At 40.5% G+C, this 18,665-nt stretch carries 15 protein-coding genes and 1 riboswitch; of the genes, 10 read left to right on the plus strand and 5 right to left on the minus strand.

Annotated elements, in window-relative coordinates:
* Positions 1 to 62 precede the first annotated feature (62 nt).
* The 10 genes from MKX82_RS24240 to MKX82_RS24285 all read left to right on the plus strand — a co-directional run bounded on the left by MKX82_RS24240 (position 63) and on the right by MKX82_RS24285 (position 10,237).
* Complete coding sequence (locus tag MKX82_RS24240; RefSeq protein WP_341080732.1) at positions 63 to 1,307, plus strand: HAMP domain-containing sensor histidine kinase; 1,245 nt, start codon at positions 63 to 65, stop codon at positions 1,305 to 1,307.
* A 248-nt stretch (positions 1,308 to 1,555) separates the two neighbouring features.
* A complete protein-coding gene (locus MKX82_RS24245) occupies positions 1,556 to 2,578 on the plus strand; it encodes a LacI family DNA-binding transcriptional regulator (protein WP_341080736.1) in 1,023 nt (340 codons plus the stop codon).
* A gap of 19 nt (positions 2,579 to 2,597) precedes the next feature.
* Positions 2,598 to 4,796, plus strand: a complete 2,199-nt coding sequence (locus MKX82_RS24250; protein WP_233315372.1) for an alpha-galactosidase — start codon at positions 2,598 to 2,600, stop codon at positions 4,794 to 4,796.
* Position 4,797: 1 nt separating this feature from the next.
* Positions 4,798 to 5,085: a hypothetical protein gene (locus MKX82_RS24255; RefSeq protein ID WP_341080738.1), complete on the plus strand. Its 288-nt coding sequence runs from the start codon at positions 4,798 to 4,800 to the stop codon at positions 5,083 to 5,085.
* Between the two features lie 53 nt (positions 5,086 to 5,138).
* Positions 5,139 to 7,325: a bifunctional diguanylate cyclase/phosphodiesterase gene (locus MKX82_RS24260; protein WP_341080740.1), complete on the plus strand. Its 2,187-nt coding sequence runs from the start codon at positions 5,139 to 5,141 to the stop codon at positions 7,323 to 7,325.
* 179 nt (positions 7,326 to 7,504) lie between these two features.
* Positions 7,505 to 7,654, plus strand: coding sequence for a 50S ribosomal protein L33 (gene rpmG / locus MKX82_RS24265; RefSeq protein ID WP_084347913.1), 150 nt, complete (start codon positions 7,505 to 7,507; stop codon positions 7,652 to 7,654).
* A 69-nt stretch (positions 7,655 to 7,723) separates the two neighbouring features.
* Complete coding sequence (rpsN, locus tag MKX82_RS24270) at positions 7,724 to 7,993, plus strand: 30S ribosomal protein S14 (RefSeq protein ID WP_341080747.1); 270 nt, start codon at positions 7,724 to 7,726, stop codon at positions 7,991 to 7,993.
* A gap of 67 nt (positions 7,994 to 8,060) precedes the next feature.
* Entirely contained in the window at positions 8,061 to 8,420 is a 360-nt protein-coding gene (locus tag MKX82_RS24275) for a hypothetical protein (protein WP_341080749.1), read from the plus strand.
* 61 nt (positions 8,421 to 8,481) lie between these two features.
* Positions 8,482 to 9,672, plus strand: a complete 1,191-nt coding sequence (locus MKX82_RS24280; protein ID WP_341080750.1) for a GTP-binding protein — start codon at positions 8,482 to 8,484, stop codon at positions 9,670 to 9,672.
* 118 nt (positions 9,673 to 9,790) lie between these two features.
* A complete protein-coding gene (locus MKX82_RS24285; protein WP_341080752.1) occupies positions 9,791 to 10,237 on the plus strand; it encodes a GNAT family N-acetyltransferase in 447 nt (148 codons plus the stop codon).
* Between the two features lie 44 nt (positions 10,238 to 10,281).
* Here the strand turns inward: MKX82_RS24285 and atzF are convergent, their stop codons facing one another.
* From atzF to MKX82_RS24310, 5 genes are all read right to left on the minus strand, one after another.
* Positions 10,282 to 12,036: an allophanate hydrolase gene (atzF, locus tag MKX82_RS24290; protein WP_341080753.1), complete on the minus strand. Its 1,755-nt coding sequence runs from the start codon at positions 12,034 to 12,036 to the stop codon at positions 10,282 to 10,284.
* A complete protein-coding gene (gene uca / locus MKX82_RS24295) occupies positions 11,996 to 15,649 on the minus strand; it encodes an urea carboxylase (RefSeq protein ID WP_341080755.1) in 3,654 nt (1,217 codons plus the stop codon). The genes atzF and uca overlap by 41 nt, the downstream gene beginning before the upstream one ends.
* A 17-nt stretch (positions 15,650 to 15,666) precedes the next feature.
* Complete coding sequence (locus MKX82_RS24300) at positions 15,667 to 16,317, minus strand: urea amidolyase associated protein UAAP2 (protein WP_341080757.1); 651 nt, start codon at positions 16,315 to 16,317, stop codon at positions 15,667 to 15,669.
* Positions 16,317 to 17,045 carry an urea amidolyase associated protein UAAP1 gene (locus tag MKX82_RS24305; protein WP_341080759.1) on the minus strand — a complete coding sequence of 243 codons (729 nt, stop codon included), beginning with the start codon at positions 17,043 to 17,045 and terminating at the stop codon, positions 16,317 to 16,319. The genes MKX82_RS24300 and MKX82_RS24305 overlap by 1 nt, the downstream gene beginning before the upstream one ends.
* A gap of 47 nt (positions 17,046 to 17,092) precedes the next feature.
* Positions 17,093 to 17,199: riboswitch (guanidine-I (ykkC/yxkD leader) on the minus strand.
* A 72-nt stretch (positions 17,200 to 17,271) separates the two neighbouring features.
* Positions 17,272 to 18,642, minus strand: a complete 1,371-nt coding sequence (locus MKX82_RS24310) for an APC family permease (RefSeq protein WP_341080761.1) — start codon at positions 18,640 to 18,642, stop codon at positions 17,272 to 17,274.
* Positions 18,643 to 18,665 lie beyond the last annotated feature (23 nt).

The following is an 18,665-nucleotide window of genomic DNA, read 5'->3' on the forward strand; positions in this document are numbered from 1 at the left end:
TATGTATATAATGATGATGTAAAAACATGAGAAATGTTAAGCTTACAATTTAGGAGAAAACAATGCAATTTCAATATGACCAGCTGCTGCTACAAATGCTGATTGTTCAAATACCTATTATTCTTTATTTAGTAATATCAAATGACCGCGGTGATAAAGCTGGAGAGAACGTGCTGTGGGGTATCTTATGTGCCATTACGATGGGGCTTTCTGTCAGTTTTTCCATTATTCTTGATGGCATCCGCCTTGATTCGCGCATGGTGCCGTGGTACTTAGCATTTATATATGGCGGTAATTATGCCGGAATTCTAGTAACCGTCTGTTTCTTTATTGTTCGATTGTTATATGGAGGAATCGGTATGGTACCTTCCTTTATTGGAATGCTTATTTCGGTGGTATTTATTTTTTGGACTAAAAATAAGTTTCATACATTAATAGTGAAAAAGAAGATTTATTTATCCGTTTTATTCGTTTCTTTTTCATCTGCCATGCTGCCAATCATTGCATTGTTATTTGGGAAAGACCTAACGACAATGACCACATTATTGAATTATAGTCTTTTTGTTCTTGTAAACGGCCTTCTTGCCTGGTTCTCTATCTATTTGATTGAGTCACACCGGGAAAAAATGCTGTTAAGAAAAGAAATCCAAAGAAATGAAAAAATGCAAGTTGTCGGGGAGCTTGCTGCAAGTGTTGCTCATGAGATAAGAAACCCGATGACAAGTATTAAAGGTTTTTTGCAGCTTCTTACGAAAGCAGACAATTTATCAGCTCCGCAAAAGGAATATTTAAACATAAGTTTAGAAGAATTGAACAGAGCCAATGAAATTATTTCTGATTATTTATCGTTAGGAAAAAGCCAAAGCAGAAAGAAACATAGTGTCCTTGATTTGGAGCTAGAAGCAAAAAAATCAATAAGCTCTCTTTCTTCTTATGCGATGCTGTTTAATGTGGATGTTGCTTTTGAGATTCAAGGGCGAGCAGTCATTATGGGCAATTCAGCGCAGATTCAACAAATGTTTGTGAATCTCATCAAAAATGCTATAGAAGCAGCGGCTAAAAACGTTCAAGTATCCATTCGGCAAAACGAAAAGGAAGTCCATATCCTTATCTGTGATGACGGAGAAGGGATGTCTGCAGACCAGCTGGATAAGCTTGGATTACCCTTTTACTCGACAAAAGAAAAAGGGACAGGCTTAGGCTTGATGGTCACTTTGCAAATCATTAAGGAATTAGGCGGAAAGTGGCGTGTAACCAGCGACAAAAAAAGGGGAACTATGTTCCATATTACTTTTAGTGAAATATAAAAGAGAGGCATTCCTTTTGTGAAGGAATGCTTTTTTTATGATGTTTTATAGTGGATTTACAATTATATTTAGTAAACATAACTATAAATTTACTAATAAATAATAAAATATTGGCTGGTTTTATCGATTATTTACTCGGAAAATAGCTAGAATGCTAAATTTTTCAGAAAATTATTGTATGTAAGCGTATTCTGTGTTATATTTTCGCTAAAGACTTTAGTTAAATTTACTAAAAAGGGGGTGAAAGCATGGCAACAATCAAAGATATTGCAGAAAAAGCCAATGTATCCACGGCGACAGTTTCCAGAATACTTAATAAAGACGAGACCCTCTCTGTAACAGAAGCAACAAGAAAACGGGTGTTACAAGTGGTTGATGAGCTTGATTACAAGCCATCCAGAAAGAAGCAAACGAAGGAAATAAAAGCAGTAAGTACCTATCAAATAGGCATTATCATTCTGAATGACGAAACAATCGATCCTTATTTTCAGTCAATTCGCCTTGGTATAGAAGGTATATGCCATGAGTATTCAATGAATCTTGCTTCCACTATGATTATAGGCAAAAACCAGATTACAGGAAGCAGTCTCGACTCCTTAGATGGCTTAATTGTTATAGGCGATGTCGATATTGCTGACCTGAAGACAATCTATCCTGAAGCGAAGCATATAGTTGCTGTTGATCAGATTCCTAAAAATGCAAATGTGGATGTTGTTATTTCCGATTTCGTTCGTGCTACAAACATGGTTTTAGACCATCTTCTAACACTCGGACATACTGATATTGCCTATATAGGAGGCGAGGGCAGGGTATTTAAAGTCAGTAATCTTGAAACAACGGACAAGATAGATGTGCGCAGAAAAGCCTTTGAAAATTTTCTAAAAGAGAAGGAATTAAATAAAGCAAGCAGGATATTGGAAGGAGATTGGGGGCCAACAGGCGGGTACGCTCTTACACAAAAGCTGCTTAACTTAACTCCGAGACCAACAGCCATTGTTGTTGCCAGTGATCCGATGGCATTAGGTGTGCTCAGCTGCTTGCATGAACAAGGCATAAAGGTTCCCGACGAAATTTCTGTTATCAGTTTTGATGATATTGAAGCAGCAGCATTTATGAATCCAAGACTCTCTACAGTAAAGATTCATGGGGAGGAAATGGGGAAAACAGCTGTTAAGCTTCTGCATGATCAATTGAACGGGAGAATAATACCATTGCAAGTGACATTACCTGTTGAATTGATTTTGCGCGAAAGTGTAAAAGGTTTGAACTAATATAGGGGAGTGAGAGTTGATGGGTATTTTGTTTGATTCGAACAGGAAAATTTTTCATCTGCAAGCACGTAACACAAGTTATGTCATGGAAATTGCCAGAGACGGCTATTTGCTGCATCTTTATTGGGGAAGAAAGGTAAAGGAATACCGCCATTCTAATTTTCTGCAGCTCATGGATCGCGGTTTTTCTGGGAACCCGTATCAGCATAAAGAGGATCGAACCTTTTCACTAGATACATTGCCGCTAGAGTACCCACAGTACGGCAATTCAGATTTTCGAAAGCCCAGCTATCAAATTCAGCTCGAAAACGGTTCAACTATAACTGACTTGCGGTATCAATCACATTTAATCTATAAAGGAAAGAAGCCTTTAGAAGGATTGCCGGCTACCTTTGTTGAGAAGGAAGAGGAAGCAGAAACACTCGAAATTACGATGGTCGATGAGCTTATTGGATTACAGGTGGTATTGAGCTACAGTGTATTTGAACACTTCAATGTGATTACAAGATCTGTAAAAATCATTAATGACGGCGAGCAGTCCTTAAAGCTGTTAAATGTGCAGAGTCTATGTGTAGACTTCCGCGAAGCCGATTTCGATTTTCTGCACTTACATGGTGCTCATGTTAGGGAGAGACATATTGAAAGACAGCCGCTTCGCCATGGTATCCAATCCATTGAAAGCAGCAGAGGCTCCAGCAGTCATCAGCATAATCCGTTTATAGCGCTGCTTAGAAAAGAAACAACAGAGGATAAAGGAGAGGTTTATGGCTTTAACTTTGTATATAGCGGTAATTTTCTGGCACAAGCAGAAGTGGATCAATTTAGCTGTACACGAGTAACAATGGGGATTAATCCTTTTGATTTCAGCTGGAAGTTAGAACCTGGTGAAGCTTTTCAGGCACCAGAGGCGGTTATGGTGTATTCGTCAGAGGGACTTGGGAGCATGTCAAGAACGTTTCATGACCTGTATCAAACCCATTTAATTAGAGGAGAATATCGAGATAAAGAACGTCCAATTCTTGTGAATAACTGGGAAGCAACTTATTTTGACTTTACTGCTGAGCGTATTTTGGAAATTGCAGAAGCAGGAAAAGAGCTTGGAATCGAATTATTTGTTCTCGATGATGGCTGGTTTGGCAAAAGAGATAATGACAAAACATCACTTGGAGACTGGTTTGTCAATAATCGTAAACTTCCAAATGGCTTAAATAAGCTGGCATCAGATGTTGAAGCGAAAGGGATGAAATTCGGTCTATGGTTTGAACCAGAGATGGTATCCGTTGACAGTGATTTATACCGTGAGCATCCAGATTGGTGCCTCCATGTTCCGGGACGGCAAAGCTCCGAAAGCAGAAACCAATTGGTCTTGGATTTATCGAGAGAAGATGTATGTAAAGAAATTACGAAGCGAGTTAGTGATATTTTAGGAAATATGCCTATTTCCTATGTGAAATGGGATATGAACCGTAACATGACAGAGATTGGTTCTGCACTTCTTCCACCTGACAGGCAAAGAGAAACAGCCCATCGGTATATGCTCGGCTTATATAAAATACTTGAAGAAATAACAGCTTCTTTTCCACATGTACTTTTCGAAAGCTGCTCAGGTGGCGGCGGAAGATTCGATCCAGGGATGCTCCATTATATGCCGCAGACTTGGACGAGTGATAATACGGATGCAGTATCCAGACTAAAGATTCAATACGGAACAAGCTTAGTATATCCTGTTTCTTCAATTGGAGCACATGTTTCAGCGGTCCCTAATCATCAGGTGCAGCGGACTACATCTATAAGTATGCGCGGCGATGTGGCAATGTCAGGCAACTTAGGCTATGAATTGGATTTAACAAGGCTGTCAGAAGAAGATAAAATCGCCGTTAAAAATCAGGTTTCCTATTATAAAGAAATCCGAAGCCTCATTCAGTTTGGTGAGTTTTACCGCTTGAAAAGCCCCTTTGAAGGAAATGAAACAGCATGGCTTTTTACTAATAAGGAAAAAACGGAAGTAATCGTCTATTACTTTAAAGTGCTCGCAGAACCAGCCGCTTCAGCTTCTGTTTTGAAGCTGAGAGGGATTGATGTAAATAAAGAGTATCAAGTAAACGGCACAGACACAGTTTACGGTGGAGATGAACTTGCTTTTGCCGGATTAAGTATTCCTATTGAAATGATACAAGGCGATTTTCAAAGCTTTTGCTGGCATTTGAAAGCTTTATAGAGTGTTAGAATATGAAATTAAGAGGCTGCCTGACGGGCAGCTTCTTTCGTTTGTTAAAGACAAATCAAATGCAGTGGCGGTAAGGAAAAATAACAAAGAAATCACTTTAAAATTAGGGAGAGGCGGACAATTATTTGGCATCTCTGTACATTCTTCTTATAACATTGTCAATAACGCTAGTATCCTTGCCAGGGAGTCGCCGAAAAAAGATTGTTCTTTTGTTCAGAATGAAAGATTTATACAACAATTGTTTATCCATGTTAAAAAATTTATAAATATACCGATATAATATGGAGTATAACTTACTATTTATGATTGTTAGTAAAGAAGGAAGAGAACTAGATGGATAATCCTTTACGAAATGATTCGATATTCGATATGTATAAGTCTTTGTTTAATAATAATAGTGATCCATGTTTTGCGATAAGCATTAATGGTGACTTTTTGCATATTAATAAAGCGGCAGAAAGCTTGACTGGATATACCAGTGCTGAGTTTTCATCATTATCATACGCCGAATTAATTGATGAGTCTCAGTTAGAAAATACCCTTAACCGTATCGAAAAATTGCTTCATGGTCATGCTGAGAATGCTGAGTTAACGATCAAAAACAAACAGGGAGAGAGAATTGAATTATCTATAGTGGCCCTTCCAATCTTTAAAGATGAGAGGACAATAGGGATTGTTGGTGTGGCGAAGGATGTCACTAGTAAAAATTATATTGCATCACTTGTAAAAGAACAAAATAAAATTTTAAAAATGATTGTTAGCGGAACAAAATATACGCTGATCCTTGATGAAATTGTCTCGATTGTTGAAAATTTTGCAAAAGATTGCCTTTGCTCTGTGATGATTGCCGATCAGGAAGCGAAAAAGCTCTATACAGCTTCCTCTCCTAATCTGCCAGATGAGTTTATTGACTTTATTAACGGTATTCCGATTGCACCAAATACAGGATCATGCGGAACTGCTGCCTATAAAAAAATGCAGGTAGTTGTTGAAGATATTTCAAATGATTGTTTATGGGCAGACTATCGGGATATCGCATTAAAGCATGGACTGCAAGCATGCTGGTCTACTCCAGTTTTTGACAGCAATAACGATGTAATTGGTTGTTTTGCTATTTATCACCGTATACCGACGGCTCCAAGTGCGAATGTAAAAAAGCTGATAGAGGAGGCTACCTATCTAACGAGTCTCGTTATTCAAAGAGGTTTAGCTGAAGAAAAAATCCATCGCCTTGCATACCACGATGATCTGACTGGACTGCCTAACAGGCGGGTTTTTGCTGATAATTTAAAAGTGGCAATCACTAACTTTCAACCTACTTGCAGCATTCGGCATTTAGCATTGCTGTTTATGGATTTAGATCGCTTTAAAGTTATTAATGATACACTTGGTCACCATATTGGGGATGAACTTTTACAAGAGTTTGCAGATCGATTAAAGCATTGTGTTGGAACGAATGGGGTAGTTTCCAGACAGGGGGGCGATGAATTTATTCTCCTGCTTGAAAATGTTACTGAAGAAGAAGTAAGAAGTAAAGCAAATAAGGTAATTGATATCCTTTCTTCGCCTTTCCTAATCGGCGGGCATGAAATATTTATTACTCCAAGTATTGGTATATCGATGCACCCAAAAGATGGTGATGATGATGTGACACTTATCCGTAACGCAGACATTGCCATGTATGAAGCAAAGAAAAAAGGAAGAAATAATTATCAGTTTTATAATGAGAAATTCGATTTTCAATCATCAGAACTGTTGGTATTAGAAACAGAATTAAGAAAGGCAGACATTACTAAACACTTCATCTTACATTTTCAACCGATTATTGATTTGAAGACAAATGCTGTGACAAGTGCTGAAGCCTTAATAAGATGGCAGCATCCTAAATTTGGACTCATTTCCCCAGATAAATTCATCCGTATTGCCGAAGATACTGGTCTGATAATCCCGATTGGGGAATGGGTAATACGAAAAGTTTGCCAAGAAATTAAAGAAAGAATCAGAAGAGGATTTATTCCAATAAACTTTTCTGTCAATCTATCTTTACGTCAGTTTTTTGACAGCAATCTTGTTACAACGATGGCAAGTATATTAGAAGAGGAAGGAATTGAACCTTCTTATATAACACTGGAAATCACCGAGAGTATGACTATGGATGTTGAAAAAGCTAGTCAAATTCTTTATCAATTGAAGGAGCTTGGCGTGGAAATTTCCATAGACGATTTTGGGACTGGTTACAGTTCTCTGCAATATTTGCAAAAGTTTCCAATCGACTACTTAAAAATTGATAAATCCTTTATCCAAAACATCGTAGTGAATAAAGATGATTATAATATTGCTTCAACCATCATTGTCATGGCCCATAATCTTGGGCTGAAGGTCATTGCAGAAGGGGTAGAAACAGAAGAACAAGTTGAAATTTTAAAAGGTTTTAAATGCGAAAAAGCACAAGGCTACTTTTACAGCAAGCCTCTGCCTCTTGATGAGCTTTGTTTATTGGAGGAAGAGAAAAACGAATAAAGGAAAAATCAGGTGGCAGTGTCCAGCTGATTTTTTTTATGAAAAATCCTTAGAAAACAAAAAAATAATAAAATAACTTGCAAAATCCTTTTTCCTTCATTAAAATAAATGTTTATAACGGATTTGTAAATCGTAATCATTATGATTTACATTTATCCTAATAACTAGGAGGAATAATTATGAGAGTAAAAATTACATTAGCTTGTACAGAAACAGGGGACAGAAATTATATCACGACTAAAAATAAACGCAACAATCCTGACCGTATTGAATTAATGAAGTATTGCCCTCGTTTAAAAAGGCGTACTTTGCATAGAGAAACAAAGTAAGGGCTATCGAGGAATTTAAGTTTCTAATTTAAATCGTAATGATTACGTTTTAAGAGGAGGAAAAAACTAATGGCAAAAAAGTCTAAAGTAGTAAAAGAGAAAAAACGCCAATTAATGGTAGAAAAGTACGCAGCTATTAGAAAGGAATTAAAAGAGAAGGGAGATTATGAAGCACTACGAAAGCTACCGCGGGATTCTTCACCAACACGACTTAAGAACCGATGTGAAGTCACAGGCAGACCAAGAGGCTATTTGAGAAAATTTAACATGTCTCGTATTGCTTTTAGGGAGTATGCACATAAAGGGCAAATTCCAGGAGTAAAAAAAGCCAGTTGGTAAATGTTAAGCGCCGCCAAAGAGAAGATTTGGCGGCTAAGTATAATAAAAAGAAAGGAGGGAAGTGGGCATGCATACTCTTAATCCTGTCTTAGTCCAGTTTTTATATCGCAGTGCAATTGAAAGCTTGCCAGATAAATACAAAGAGATTTACCGCTTCATAGAAAGCAGGGAGGACGAACTCGAGATGGAGGCGGTCAATGAGAGCCACTTTAGACAGCTGTTTCATGAAAAGTCTCCATTTCAAGCGGCGGTAAGTCATTTTTCTCTCGACTTTCAAACAATTAAAAACATAATGACTGAAGCACAAGCAGAAATTGACAACAAGATAGTAGAGAGACTAAAGCAAATAAAATGGGTAGATATGAGTATGGATTCTAATACCAATGACACAGAAAGAAAGAACTGGACATATGTTTTTGTCAGCTAATTACAAAAACACAACAGTAAATCGTATGTGATACATATGAAGATAAATAGGGGGATGCGGTATGAGTAAAATACCAGTCACAGTATTAAGCGGCTATTTAGGTGCAGGTAAAACAACCTTGCTGAATCATGTTTTAAATAACCGGGAAGGCATGAAGATTGCTGTCATCGTTAATGATATGAGTGAAGTAAATATTGATAGTGAAATAGTTCAAACAAAGGGCGGTTTTTCAAGAACAGAAGAGAAATTGGTTGAATTGTCCAATGGGTGCATTTGCTGTACATTACGGGAAGACTTATTAATCGAGGTAGAGAAATTAGCTAATCAAGGGGATATTGACTACATCATCATTGAATCATCAGGAATTAGTGAGCCCATTCCTGTAGCCCAAACCTTCTCCTATATCGATGACGAGTTAGGGATTGACCTGACAAGATTTTGCAGGCTGGATACAATGGTAACCGTTGTGGATGCAAACCGATTTTGGCATGACTATGAATCTGGTGATTCTTTGCTTGACCGCAAGGAAGCAGTCGGTGAAAATGATGAACGGAATATTGCTGATTTGCTTATTGATCAAATTGAATTTAGCAATATCCTTTTATTGAATAAATGTGACTTAGTAACAGAAGAGGCAGCCGCAAATCTAGAGAATGTCTTGAGAACTTTACAGCCTGAAGCAAAAATTATCCGCACGGAAAACAGTTTGATAGACATAAAGGAAATTATGAATACGAACAGATTTGATTTTGAAAAAGCTAGTGAATCAGCAGGCTGGCTTAAAGAGTTACAAGCAGGACCTGCAGCACATACGCCAGAGACAGAGGAATATGGCGTAAGTTCTTTTGTTTATTACCGTAAGAGACCTTTTCATTCAGAACGATTCCATACATGGTGCGGCTCCATGCCTATGCAGATTGTCCGCGCAAAAGGAATTGCCTGGTGTGCTTCTCGCAATGATTTAGCATTATTGCTTTCACAAGCAGGACCATCTGTTAAGATTGAACCAATTTCTTATTGGGTTGCTTCTCTTCCTGAAAACAGACAAGCAGAGATTATTCAAAGTAACCCTCAGTTAATGGAGAATTGGGATAAGGAACACGGCGACCGACATACGAAACTAGTGTTTATTGGAATGGATTTAGATATTGATGTCATCACGAAGGAATTAGATGAGTGTTTGTTGACAGAAGCTGAATACAACAGTGAATGGAACAAGCTGGAGGATCCCTATAATTGGGTGCTTTCATAATTAAGCTGCTTTAAGCAGCTTTTTTTACGTTCTCAAAGAGGAGATGCTACCATTAGGTTCCGTATGGGAAATGAGTTATATTATAAATATAAATATCTTAGAATAGGAAGTGTTTACATTGAATTTCCGTAAAGCAACAAGACAGGATATTAAAGCAATGATGCATTTACGAAAAGCCCAATTAGTGGACGAAGGGTTAGAGGCAGATATAGATATTGACGAGGAACTGTATCATTTTTTTGAAAAACAGTTAAGTGATGGGTCCTTAATTCAATATTTAGTAGAGGATGATGAGGAGGTTGTTGCATGTGGAGCTTTCATCATTTATCCATTTCCGCCAAGCTTTACGAACCGAAGTGGAAAAAGAGCGTATATATCCAATATGTATACTAATAAAGACTACCGAGGCAAAGGGATTGCTACAAAGCTATTAAAATTACTCGTTGAGGAAGCGAAGGAAGCAGGCATAAAAAAATTATGGCTTGGGGCTTCAGAGATGGGCAGACCAGTTTATAAAAAATTTGGGTTTATCGAAACAGATGAGTATATGGAATTAAACATTTAGGAGCTAAAGAAAAATGGCGGAGGGTATATACCCTCCGCCATTTTTCACTTTATGCTGCTTGCAACAAAATTTCGCCAGCCGCCAAAACTGGTTATGTCTAAACCAGTTTCCATTGCATTCGCTTCACATAGAAAGCCTTTAACTGCAGAGCCGTTTTCTAGCTCAATTGTTCCAAAGCAAAGTGGTGACGGAATCAGCGAGACAAATGAACCTAACTGGCTAATAGGCATTTCCCACAGCTCAACTTCGATGGCACTGCCTTTATCAGCACGAATAAGTCCTGGTTTATTTGGATTGGTCGTTAATTCTACCATTCGGTACTGTGCTGATGTTTTAGCTGGACCAATATAAACAGCTTGATGTTCTAGCATTTGCTTCTCTAATGAAAATCCTCTCATATGAAGTCCGCACACAGCCACCATTTCAGTGCTCCTTACTGTTGAAACAGAAATATTATTTAAATACAAATCAGAAAAGCCGATCAATAAATGTTCAGCGTAAGGGCCGGTAAATAGGGTGATACCAAATGGCAATGTTTCATCTGGAGCAACAGATGGGATGTTGATAGCAGATAAATCCAGTAAATTACAATGATTCGTAAAAGCCCCCATTTGGCTGTTTGTATGAATAGGATCTTTTCGCACATCCTCTCTGGACCAAGTACCACCGGCTGTTGGCATAATTAATACAGCATCCTGCAGGTTGAGATGGGCTTTCCGTTTATGAGCCTGCAGTGTATGCATAGCTTGAAAAACCGATGCTGCATTGTAGTCTTCTTTAGCACCTGTTCGCAAGACCGTTTCTGTTACAGCTAGTGCTGTATTTTCATGGGTTTCAATAAAACTTCCTAAATCAGACCATCTTTCGGCAACCCATGGCCCATCATATAAAACAGACGCTGCTTCCGATAAATAGCTGACATCTAATTTTTCGAGCGGTATATCCAATTTGTGCAGCTTCTCTAATGTATTCTGCCAGGCAATTTTATACTCGGCAGCAAACGGTCCGTAAAATTCTGGTGTTTGTTCAGGAATGAAGATTTTTTTCGGAAGAGCTGTCTTTTTACGCTCTACTTCTTTTGACCAAGAATCTTCTTCTTCAAAGCCTCGAACCACTTCATCAACAAGTATTGTATCAGAAATATTATGTGAAAATACTGTAACACAGTCAATGCTGGCACATGCCGGCACTACACCCTTAACTGGCCAGGCTCCGAGGCTTGGTTTGTATCCGATTAATCCGTTTAGTGCGGCAGGGACGCGGCCGGAGCCGGCTGTATCTGTGCCTAGGGAAAAAGCAGCCTGCCCTCTGGCAACAGATACAGCAGACCCAGAGCTGGAACCGCCGCTGATTAACTCTGGTCTTAATGCGTTTTTCGTTTCCCCAAAAGGGCTTCTAGTACCAACAAGGCCAGTAGCAAACTGGTCTAAATTTGTTTTTCCTACTGGAATGGCACCTGCATCAATCAAACGCTGTACAATAACAGCACTTCTGTCTGGTGTATAAGCAAACTCCGCGCATCCTGCCGTCGTTGGCACCCCTGCTAGATCTATATTATCTTTTATCGCAAACGGAATTCCCCATAGAGGAGCGTGTGAGCGCTCCATCTTGGATAGATTTTCTAAAAAGGGTCTAATAAAGCTCCAGGAAGGGGGAGTTATCCATATATTCATATCTTTATCAGCTTCTGCTCTCTCTAAGATATGCTCGATAACATTCTCAGGAGTTAGTTTCCCTGACTCATAGTTTGCTTGTAATTCATGAATGGATAATTTCATTGGATACGGAATTGTTTGCATTATTATCACCGCTTTCTGCTTTTTTAATAGAAATAATCAGCTGGCCTGCATGGACTTCTTCACCAGGTACAACATGTACAGCCTCAATTGCTCCATCAAATGGGGCAAGCTGAGGAAACTCCATTTTCATGCTTTCCTCAATTATTAGCGGATCTCCTTTTTTGACAACATCACCAGCAGACACGAGAACCTTCCAAACACTGCCTGGCATCGAACTGCGGACTGCTTCAGCACCTTCTGGAAGTGTTTCTTCCGTCTGCGGTGTTTGCTCTGTTTCAGAAACATATTCAGCAAGACCAAGCTCCTGCCATCTTTCCCGCTCCTGATGGAAGGCAGTCTGCTGTGTGCTTCTGAATTCATTGGTGCTTTTTTTGATGGATTCAAGGAAAGCTAAGTAATCTCCAAGTTTAAAGGTTGTTTCTGTTATCTCAATCTCAAAACGGCCGCGCGGGAAGTCTTCGCGCATTTCCAGCAATTCATCTGCAGTGACTGGATAAAACGATATTTGGTCAAAGAAGCGAAGCAGCCAAGGCTTGCCTTGCCGGAAGCTTTCTGTTTCTCGTTGCTTATTCCAAACTTGAACAGTACGGCCGACAAACTGGTAGCCGCCAGGACCTTCCATCCCGTAGACACACATATACGCTCCGCCGATGCCGACTGCATTTTCCGGTGTCCAAGTTCGCGCAGGATTGTATTTTGTCGTAACTAAACGGTGCCTTGGGTCTAGTGGTGTTGCTACTGGCGCACCGAGATAGACATCCCCAAGTCCTAGTACAAGATAATTTGCGTCAAATACAATCCTTTTTACATCATCTATATTGTCTAATCCGTTAACGCGTCGAATAAATTCAAGATTGCTAGGACACCAAGGCGCATCTGGTCTCACATTCTTCTGATAGCGGTCAATCGCAAGCTGTGTTGCTGGATCATCCCAAGAGAGGGGAAGACGGACAATGCGTGATGGCACTTCTATTTCTTCCAATGGCGGCAATGTTTCGTTAATGGCCGCGATTTTTTTACTTAGTTCGATTACAGACATTTGAGCTGGATTAATATGGACTTGCAAGGAACGAATTCCTGGCGTTAAATCAACAACAGGGAGGCTTGTATCAGCTTGTATTGCCTCCATTAAAGCATGCACTTGAAAGCGGAGAAGCAAGTCAAGTTCCATCTCGCCATATTCTATGAGCACATGCTTATCACCAGCTGCTCTGATTACCAGTGGAAATCTTTCTTTTGACTGCTCAAGCAGGATAGGATAGTCAGGTGTCAGCTCGTTTGTCTGTTTGTTCAGCTCTGGCAGTAATAAATTTTCCTCCATACAGATATTTTCAAGGTATTGTTCCTGTGCATGGCGTAGAGCTTCGGCTTCTTCCAATGTAATCAGCTTAAAGCGGATGCGGTCGCCTGGATGAAGCTGGCCAATCTTCCAAAATTCAGCTGAAGCGGTTGTAACAGGACAGATGAATCCTCCAAGACTAGGACCATCCGGACCGAGCAAGATTGGCATATCTCCAGTTAAATCAAGGGTTCCGACTGCATAAGCATTATCATGGATATTTGATGGATGCAAACCTGCTTCTCCGCCATCTGTTCGTGCCCAGAGGGGAGAAGGGCCGATTAAGCGCACACCTGTACGAGAACTGTTAAAGTGTACCTCCCAGCTTACGTCTGTTAACTGCTGCAAATATTCTGGCAGTAAAAATTCTGTTGTGCAGTGGGGACCAGGAATAACACCAATCGTCCACTCTTTTTTAAAATGAGGCTGACTGTTACAAGCAAGAGTGTTCACTTTTGGGGCAGAAGTGACCTTAACAGATAATACGTCACCAGTCCGCAAAGCTCTGCCTCCATGCCCTCCGAATCCGCCGAGTGTGAAAGTTGCTGCACTGCCAAGGTTTAGAGGCATATCCAAGCCGCCTGCAACGAGTAAGTAAGTGCGCATGCCTGTTTCTGCTTCACTAAACCGTAACACTTGATTCCGTTTCGCATGAATAACTGTATACATCGGGATAATATTATCATCAAGGACGGCGTGCATATCAGCTCCAGTTATACAAAATGCGATATCACCACGGAAACGGTACGTTCCGCCGCGAAGTGTTAATTCCAGACCTGCTGACGATTCTGCGTTTCCTAACAGCTTGTTGCCAATGCGGAAGGATAGAGGATCCATCGGCCCACATGGTGGAACGCCAACATCCCAATGGCCGATTCTGCCTGGCCAGTCTTGCACTGTTGTTTGAATCCCGCCGTCCAGCACCTCAACTGCCTGTTCAGCAGGGGAGAATCCGTCCAGCATCCGTGTATGAACGAGACCGCTCTTGCAGCTGTCCTCCACTAACAAGGAGCGAATATAGGAAATATTCGTTGTCACACCATAAAAGCGAGTGTCTCCAAGAGCTTTGTGCAGTTTTCCTAGCGCTTCTTCCCGTGTATTTCCATGGACGATGATCTTTGCCAACATAGGATCGTATAGGGAGGTGATTTGAATGCCATCTCGCACCCATGTTTCAATTCGGGCATCTTCTGGTAACCGAACATGATCAAGTTGACCACCGCTTGGACGGAAGTCGTTCAGGCAATCTTCTGCATATATGCGGGCCTGTATGCTGTGCCCAACAGGTTGTTTATACAATTCATCAAGTCCACGCAAGTCGCCTGCAGATTCCCGAATCATCCATTCCACTAAATCAATGCTAAGAACTTCTTCGGTAACACCATGTTCAACTTGCAGACGGGTATTTACTTCAAGAAAATAGAATTGCTGGCTGTTCGGATCATACAGAAACTCAACCGTTCCAGCACTTCGATAACCAACTTCTTCTGCAAGGCGTTTAGCTGCTTGGTGCATCTGCGCGCGGATAGTCGCAGAAAGAAGGGGAGCGGGGCTTTCCTCGACAACTTTTTGGTTGCGGCGCTGAATGGAACAGTCACGTTCACCTAGTGCTGTTACTTCGCCATATTCATTGCCGAAAATCTGCACCTCCACATGCCGGGCTTGTTGGATATATTTTTCCAGAAATACACCGCCGTTATTGAAGTTCGACTTTGCCAATCGGCTTACTGATTCAAATGCCTGCTGCAGGGCGGACTCGTCTTCACACACTCGCATCCCGATTCCGCCGCCGCCAGCAGTGCTTTTTAGCATCACTGGATAGCCAATGCTGGCGGCCGAGGTAAGCGCTGTTGGCAGATCGGTAATTAGCGCTGTGCCAGGCAGCATCGGAACATTAGCTTTTTTAGCAATTTCCCGCGCAGAGTGCTTTAAGCCAAATAGCTCTATTTGTTCAGGTGTTGGTCCGATAAAGGAGATGCCATTTTCAAAGCACGTTCTTGCAAAATCAGCATTTTCACTTAAAAATCCGTAGCCTGGATGAATTGCTTGAGCTCCTGTATCTTTGGCAATCTTAAGGAGCAACTCAGCGTTCAAGTAAGAGTCTTTTGCCGCCCCTTCACCAATCAAAACCGCTTCATCTGCTAGATCAACGTGCAGGCTGTCTTGGTCTGCTTTTGTGTATACGGCAACAGAAGCAATTCCTAATTTTTTAAGAGTGCGCTCAATCCGAACTGCTATAGCACCTCTGTTTGCTATCAATACTTTTGAATACATTGCTGTCACTCCTTTTGTCATTTGTCCCAAACTAGCACCTGAATAGGTGTTGGATTATAAGCATTGCATGGATTATTTAGTTGAGGGCAGTTGCTGATTAAGACAAGCACCCGGCAGATTGCCTGCATTTCTACATAATAGCCTTGTGCCGAAACACCATCAGCAAATGTTAATCCGCCGTCAGGTGTTACCGGAACATTCATAAAAAAGTTCACATTTGGTGCCAAGTCCCGTTTAGAGAGGCGCAGTTCATTCTTTGAGAGCTGAAGCATGAATGTATCTCGGCAATTGTGCATCGGTAAAGTCTCATGGGCATAACGAACGGTATTGCTTTGGGCAGAACAGGCGCCTCCGAGCGTATCATGATTTCCGCAAGTATCTGCTATTATTTTAACAAGCTCTTTGCCGGATTCAGCTAACAGCACGGAACCAGCAGATAAGTAGATATTGCTTTGATTTGTGATTGTATTGACAGCACTATAATGGTCTGTCGGATTGTCGGCATCATAAAAAAGTGTGTCTGCAGCCTGGTTTCCTTCCAAATCAACAATGCGAAGGACTTGCCCAGGTTCAAGTGTATATGTCCAGCCGTCACCTGCTTCGATTGTTTTATTAAAAAAAGCATTTTCTTGCTTGCGGTTGCTTTCAATCCGGCTTAATATGGCCATTATTTAATTCCTCCTTCAAGTAAGGCTGCATAATCCCATGTATTTTCAAAGGCACGCTTGTTTTCTGGACAAAAATTCAAACATAAATCATCATCGGAAAGTTTGCCTGCATCTGTTATCTCTATCTTTATAGGTACAGAGGGATAGTTTATTGTTTGGTTTAAAGCGTTTGGTGTATTGGATACAATAAGCAGAACGTCTTGCTCCGTTCTTAATGTGATATAATCCCCTTTTTTAGCATGTGCTGGCACGAAATGCATGTTTCCATCCTCTGTGCAGTAAACCTTAGAAAATAAGTTGACTGCCGGAACAAGATCACGGACGGACAGTCCATTACGAAAAAGCTCGACGGCGAAATTTTCCTCTCCGCTTCGGTACCATTCATTTCGATTATCTTGATAAGTGGTTTTTCCGTAGCGTTCATCAACAATACGTCGCGTTATATAGCCGGAAATAGTATCATGCCAGCCAAGTGAATCATCTGTAATACTTGTAAGTACACGGCCGTTATCACTCATCAGCACATGGCCCTTTGTTAAATGAGAAGTGTGCTGTGCTTTTAACGTGTCCGGCATATTGTACCGTTCTGCAGTATCGGATGCTGAGTACAAAAGCAGAGACATATTAGCGCCATCTTCCAGTGCAGTAAACTTGATTGATTTTCCTCGTTTGATTGTGCCGGACCATTTACCTCCGCCAGGAACATACTTCATAACGTTTAGCTTCATAATTAACCTCCTTGAAATGAAAAAAGGACAAAAGCACATAGGAGATAATCTCCCAGGCTTTTGTCCTTCCGTGTATACAGCACTTGCTGTACGCTCTCTCTCGGACCAGTCTTTAAAGCGAATCACTTTAAACGGAACCCTAGACAGCTTTTTGTTTCCAACTCTTAAGTGGAAACCTTTATTAAGATCTTGAGTAAAAGTATAACAATTCTGAAAATAAAAACTATTATTTTGTCAGATTATCTAACACGGTTTTTTCTGTTTGGTTTATTTCTGCTGCTTGCTTAACTTTTGCGGAGAGCCACATGGTTCGTATACCTAAGTAAATAAAGCCAACAACCAGCCAAATAACGCCGTAAAGTAGTGTCTGTTTGTTAAGCAGTGTCAAAAGCCAGCAAATAAAGCCAGCTCCAATCAGCGGGAACACAAGATATAGAAGTGTGCACTTGAAGGAACGTTGTTTCTGTTTAATAAAGTAATGAGCAATAACAGACAGATTGACAAATGTGAACGCCGTTAATGCACCGAAGCTGACAAAGGTTACTGCTGTATCAAGATTAAAAAAGACAGCAGCAAAAGAAATAATCCCGACAAAGATAATATTTGCAGCAGGCGTTCTGTATTTCGGATGCAAGGAAGTAAACAGCTTTTCTGGAAGAATCGATTCTCGTCCTAAAGCGTACAGAAAACGGCTGACGCTTGTTACAGAAGAAACACCTTGGGTGAAGGTCGCAATAATTAATACCATAATAAATATCGAGCTTAACAAGTTTCCGCCAACAAGCTGTACAAGGGAATATGCTGCATTATCTGGATTGGCAAAAGTGAAGTCAGGAAAAGCGACTTGTGTCAAATAGGAGATAGCAATATACATAACCGCTGCTATCAGGACAATTAAAAAGATGGCTTTAGATACTGTTTTATCAGCATCAATCGTTTCCTCTGACATGGTGGTGACAGCATCAAATCCAAGAAAACAAAAGCAGATTAGAGAAGCTCCTGTAAATACAGCACTTAATGAACCTTCGTTTCCAAAGAAGGGAGATAGTGAAAAGAGGGAAGCTGCCTGTGTGTCACCTGCAAGAATATCTTTCACAATCAAGCCGCAAAACAAAGCAATAAAGGCGATTTGAATTAGGACAGATAAACTGCTGATGCGAGCAGCAGACTTAATGCCAACGACATTAACAACAACCAGCACTATATTCATGATAATTATCCACACAAACACCGGGACAGCAGGAAATTCAGTATGCATAAAAATCCCGAAAGTTAAGATTGCAATGATTGGAGAGAATACATAGTCCAGCAATAGTGCCCAGCCGACGAGGAAACCAGCCTTCGGGTGGATAGATTTTTTTGTATACGCATAAGCAGAACCGGAAATCGGATATGCCTTAACCATCCGGCTGTAGCTGAACGCAGTAAAGAAGATCGCTACAAATGCAATAATATAGGCAGCAGCCATCATGCCGCCGGCGGCTTCAAAAGCTACGCCATAAACAGTGAAAAAAATCATTGGTGTCATCCATGCAAGCCCCATAAATACAACTTGGGGTAATTTTAACGATTTCTCAAGTGTCGGTTTGTTCGTCATCCTTTTTTCTCCTCTTTTCTAAT

This window comes from Niallia sp. FSL R7-0271 (assembly GCF_038005785.1).
GTDB lineage: Bacteria > Bacillota > Bacilli > Bacillales > Cytobacillaceae > Niallia.

Bases quoted from the DNA above. Each gene is read 5' to 3' on its own strand.
- MKX82_RS24260 (WP_341080740.1), top strand. From the start codon at position 5,139: ATGGATAATCCTTTACGAAATGATTCGATATTCGATATGTATAAGTCT.
- MKX82_RS24245 (WP_341080736.1), top strand. From the start codon at position 1,556: ATGGCAACAATCAAAGATATTGCAGAAAAAGCCAATGTATCCACGGCG.
- rpmG (WP_084347913.1), top strand. From the start codon at position 7,505: ATGAGAGTAAAAATTACATTAGCTTGTACAGAAACAGGGGACAGAAAT.
- MKX82_RS24280 (WP_341080750.1), top strand. From the start codon at position 8,482: ATGAGTAAAATACCAGTCACAGTATTAAGCGGCTATTTAGGTGCAGGT.
- atzF (WP_341080753.1), bottom strand. From the start codon at position 12,036: ATGCAAACAATTCCGTATCCAATGAAATTATCCATTCATGAATTACAA.
- MKX82_RS24300 (WP_341080757.1), bottom strand. From the start codon at position 16,317: ATGGCCATATTAAGCCGGATTGAAAGCAACCGCAAGCAAGAAAATGCT.
- MKX82_RS24250 (WP_233315372.1), top strand. From the start codon at position 2,598: ATGGGTATTTTGTTTGATTCGAACAGGAAAATTTTTCATCTGCAAGCA.
- rpsN (WP_341080747.1), top strand. From the start codon at position 7,724: ATGGCAAAAAAGTCTAAAGTAGTAAAAGAGAAAAAACGCCAATTAATG.
- MKX82_RS24275 (WP_341080749.1), top strand. From the start codon at position 8,061: ATGCATACTCTTAATCCTGTCTTAGTCCAGTTTTTATATCGCAGTGCA.
- uca (WP_341080755.1), bottom strand. From the start codon at position 15,649: ATGTATTCAAAAGTATTGATAGCAAACAGAGGTGCTATAGCAGTTCGG.
- MKX82_RS24240 (WP_341080732.1), top strand. From the start codon at position 63: ATGCAATTTCAATATGACCAGCTGCTGCTACAAATGCTGATTGTTCAA.
- MKX82_RS24310 (WP_341080761.1), bottom strand. From the start codon at position 18,642: ATGACGAACAAACCGACACTTGAGAAATCGTTAAAATTACCCCAAGTT.
- MKX82_RS24305 (WP_341080759.1), bottom strand. From the start codon at position 17,045: ATGAAGCTAAACGTTATGAAGTATGTTCCTGGCGGAGGTAAATGGTCC.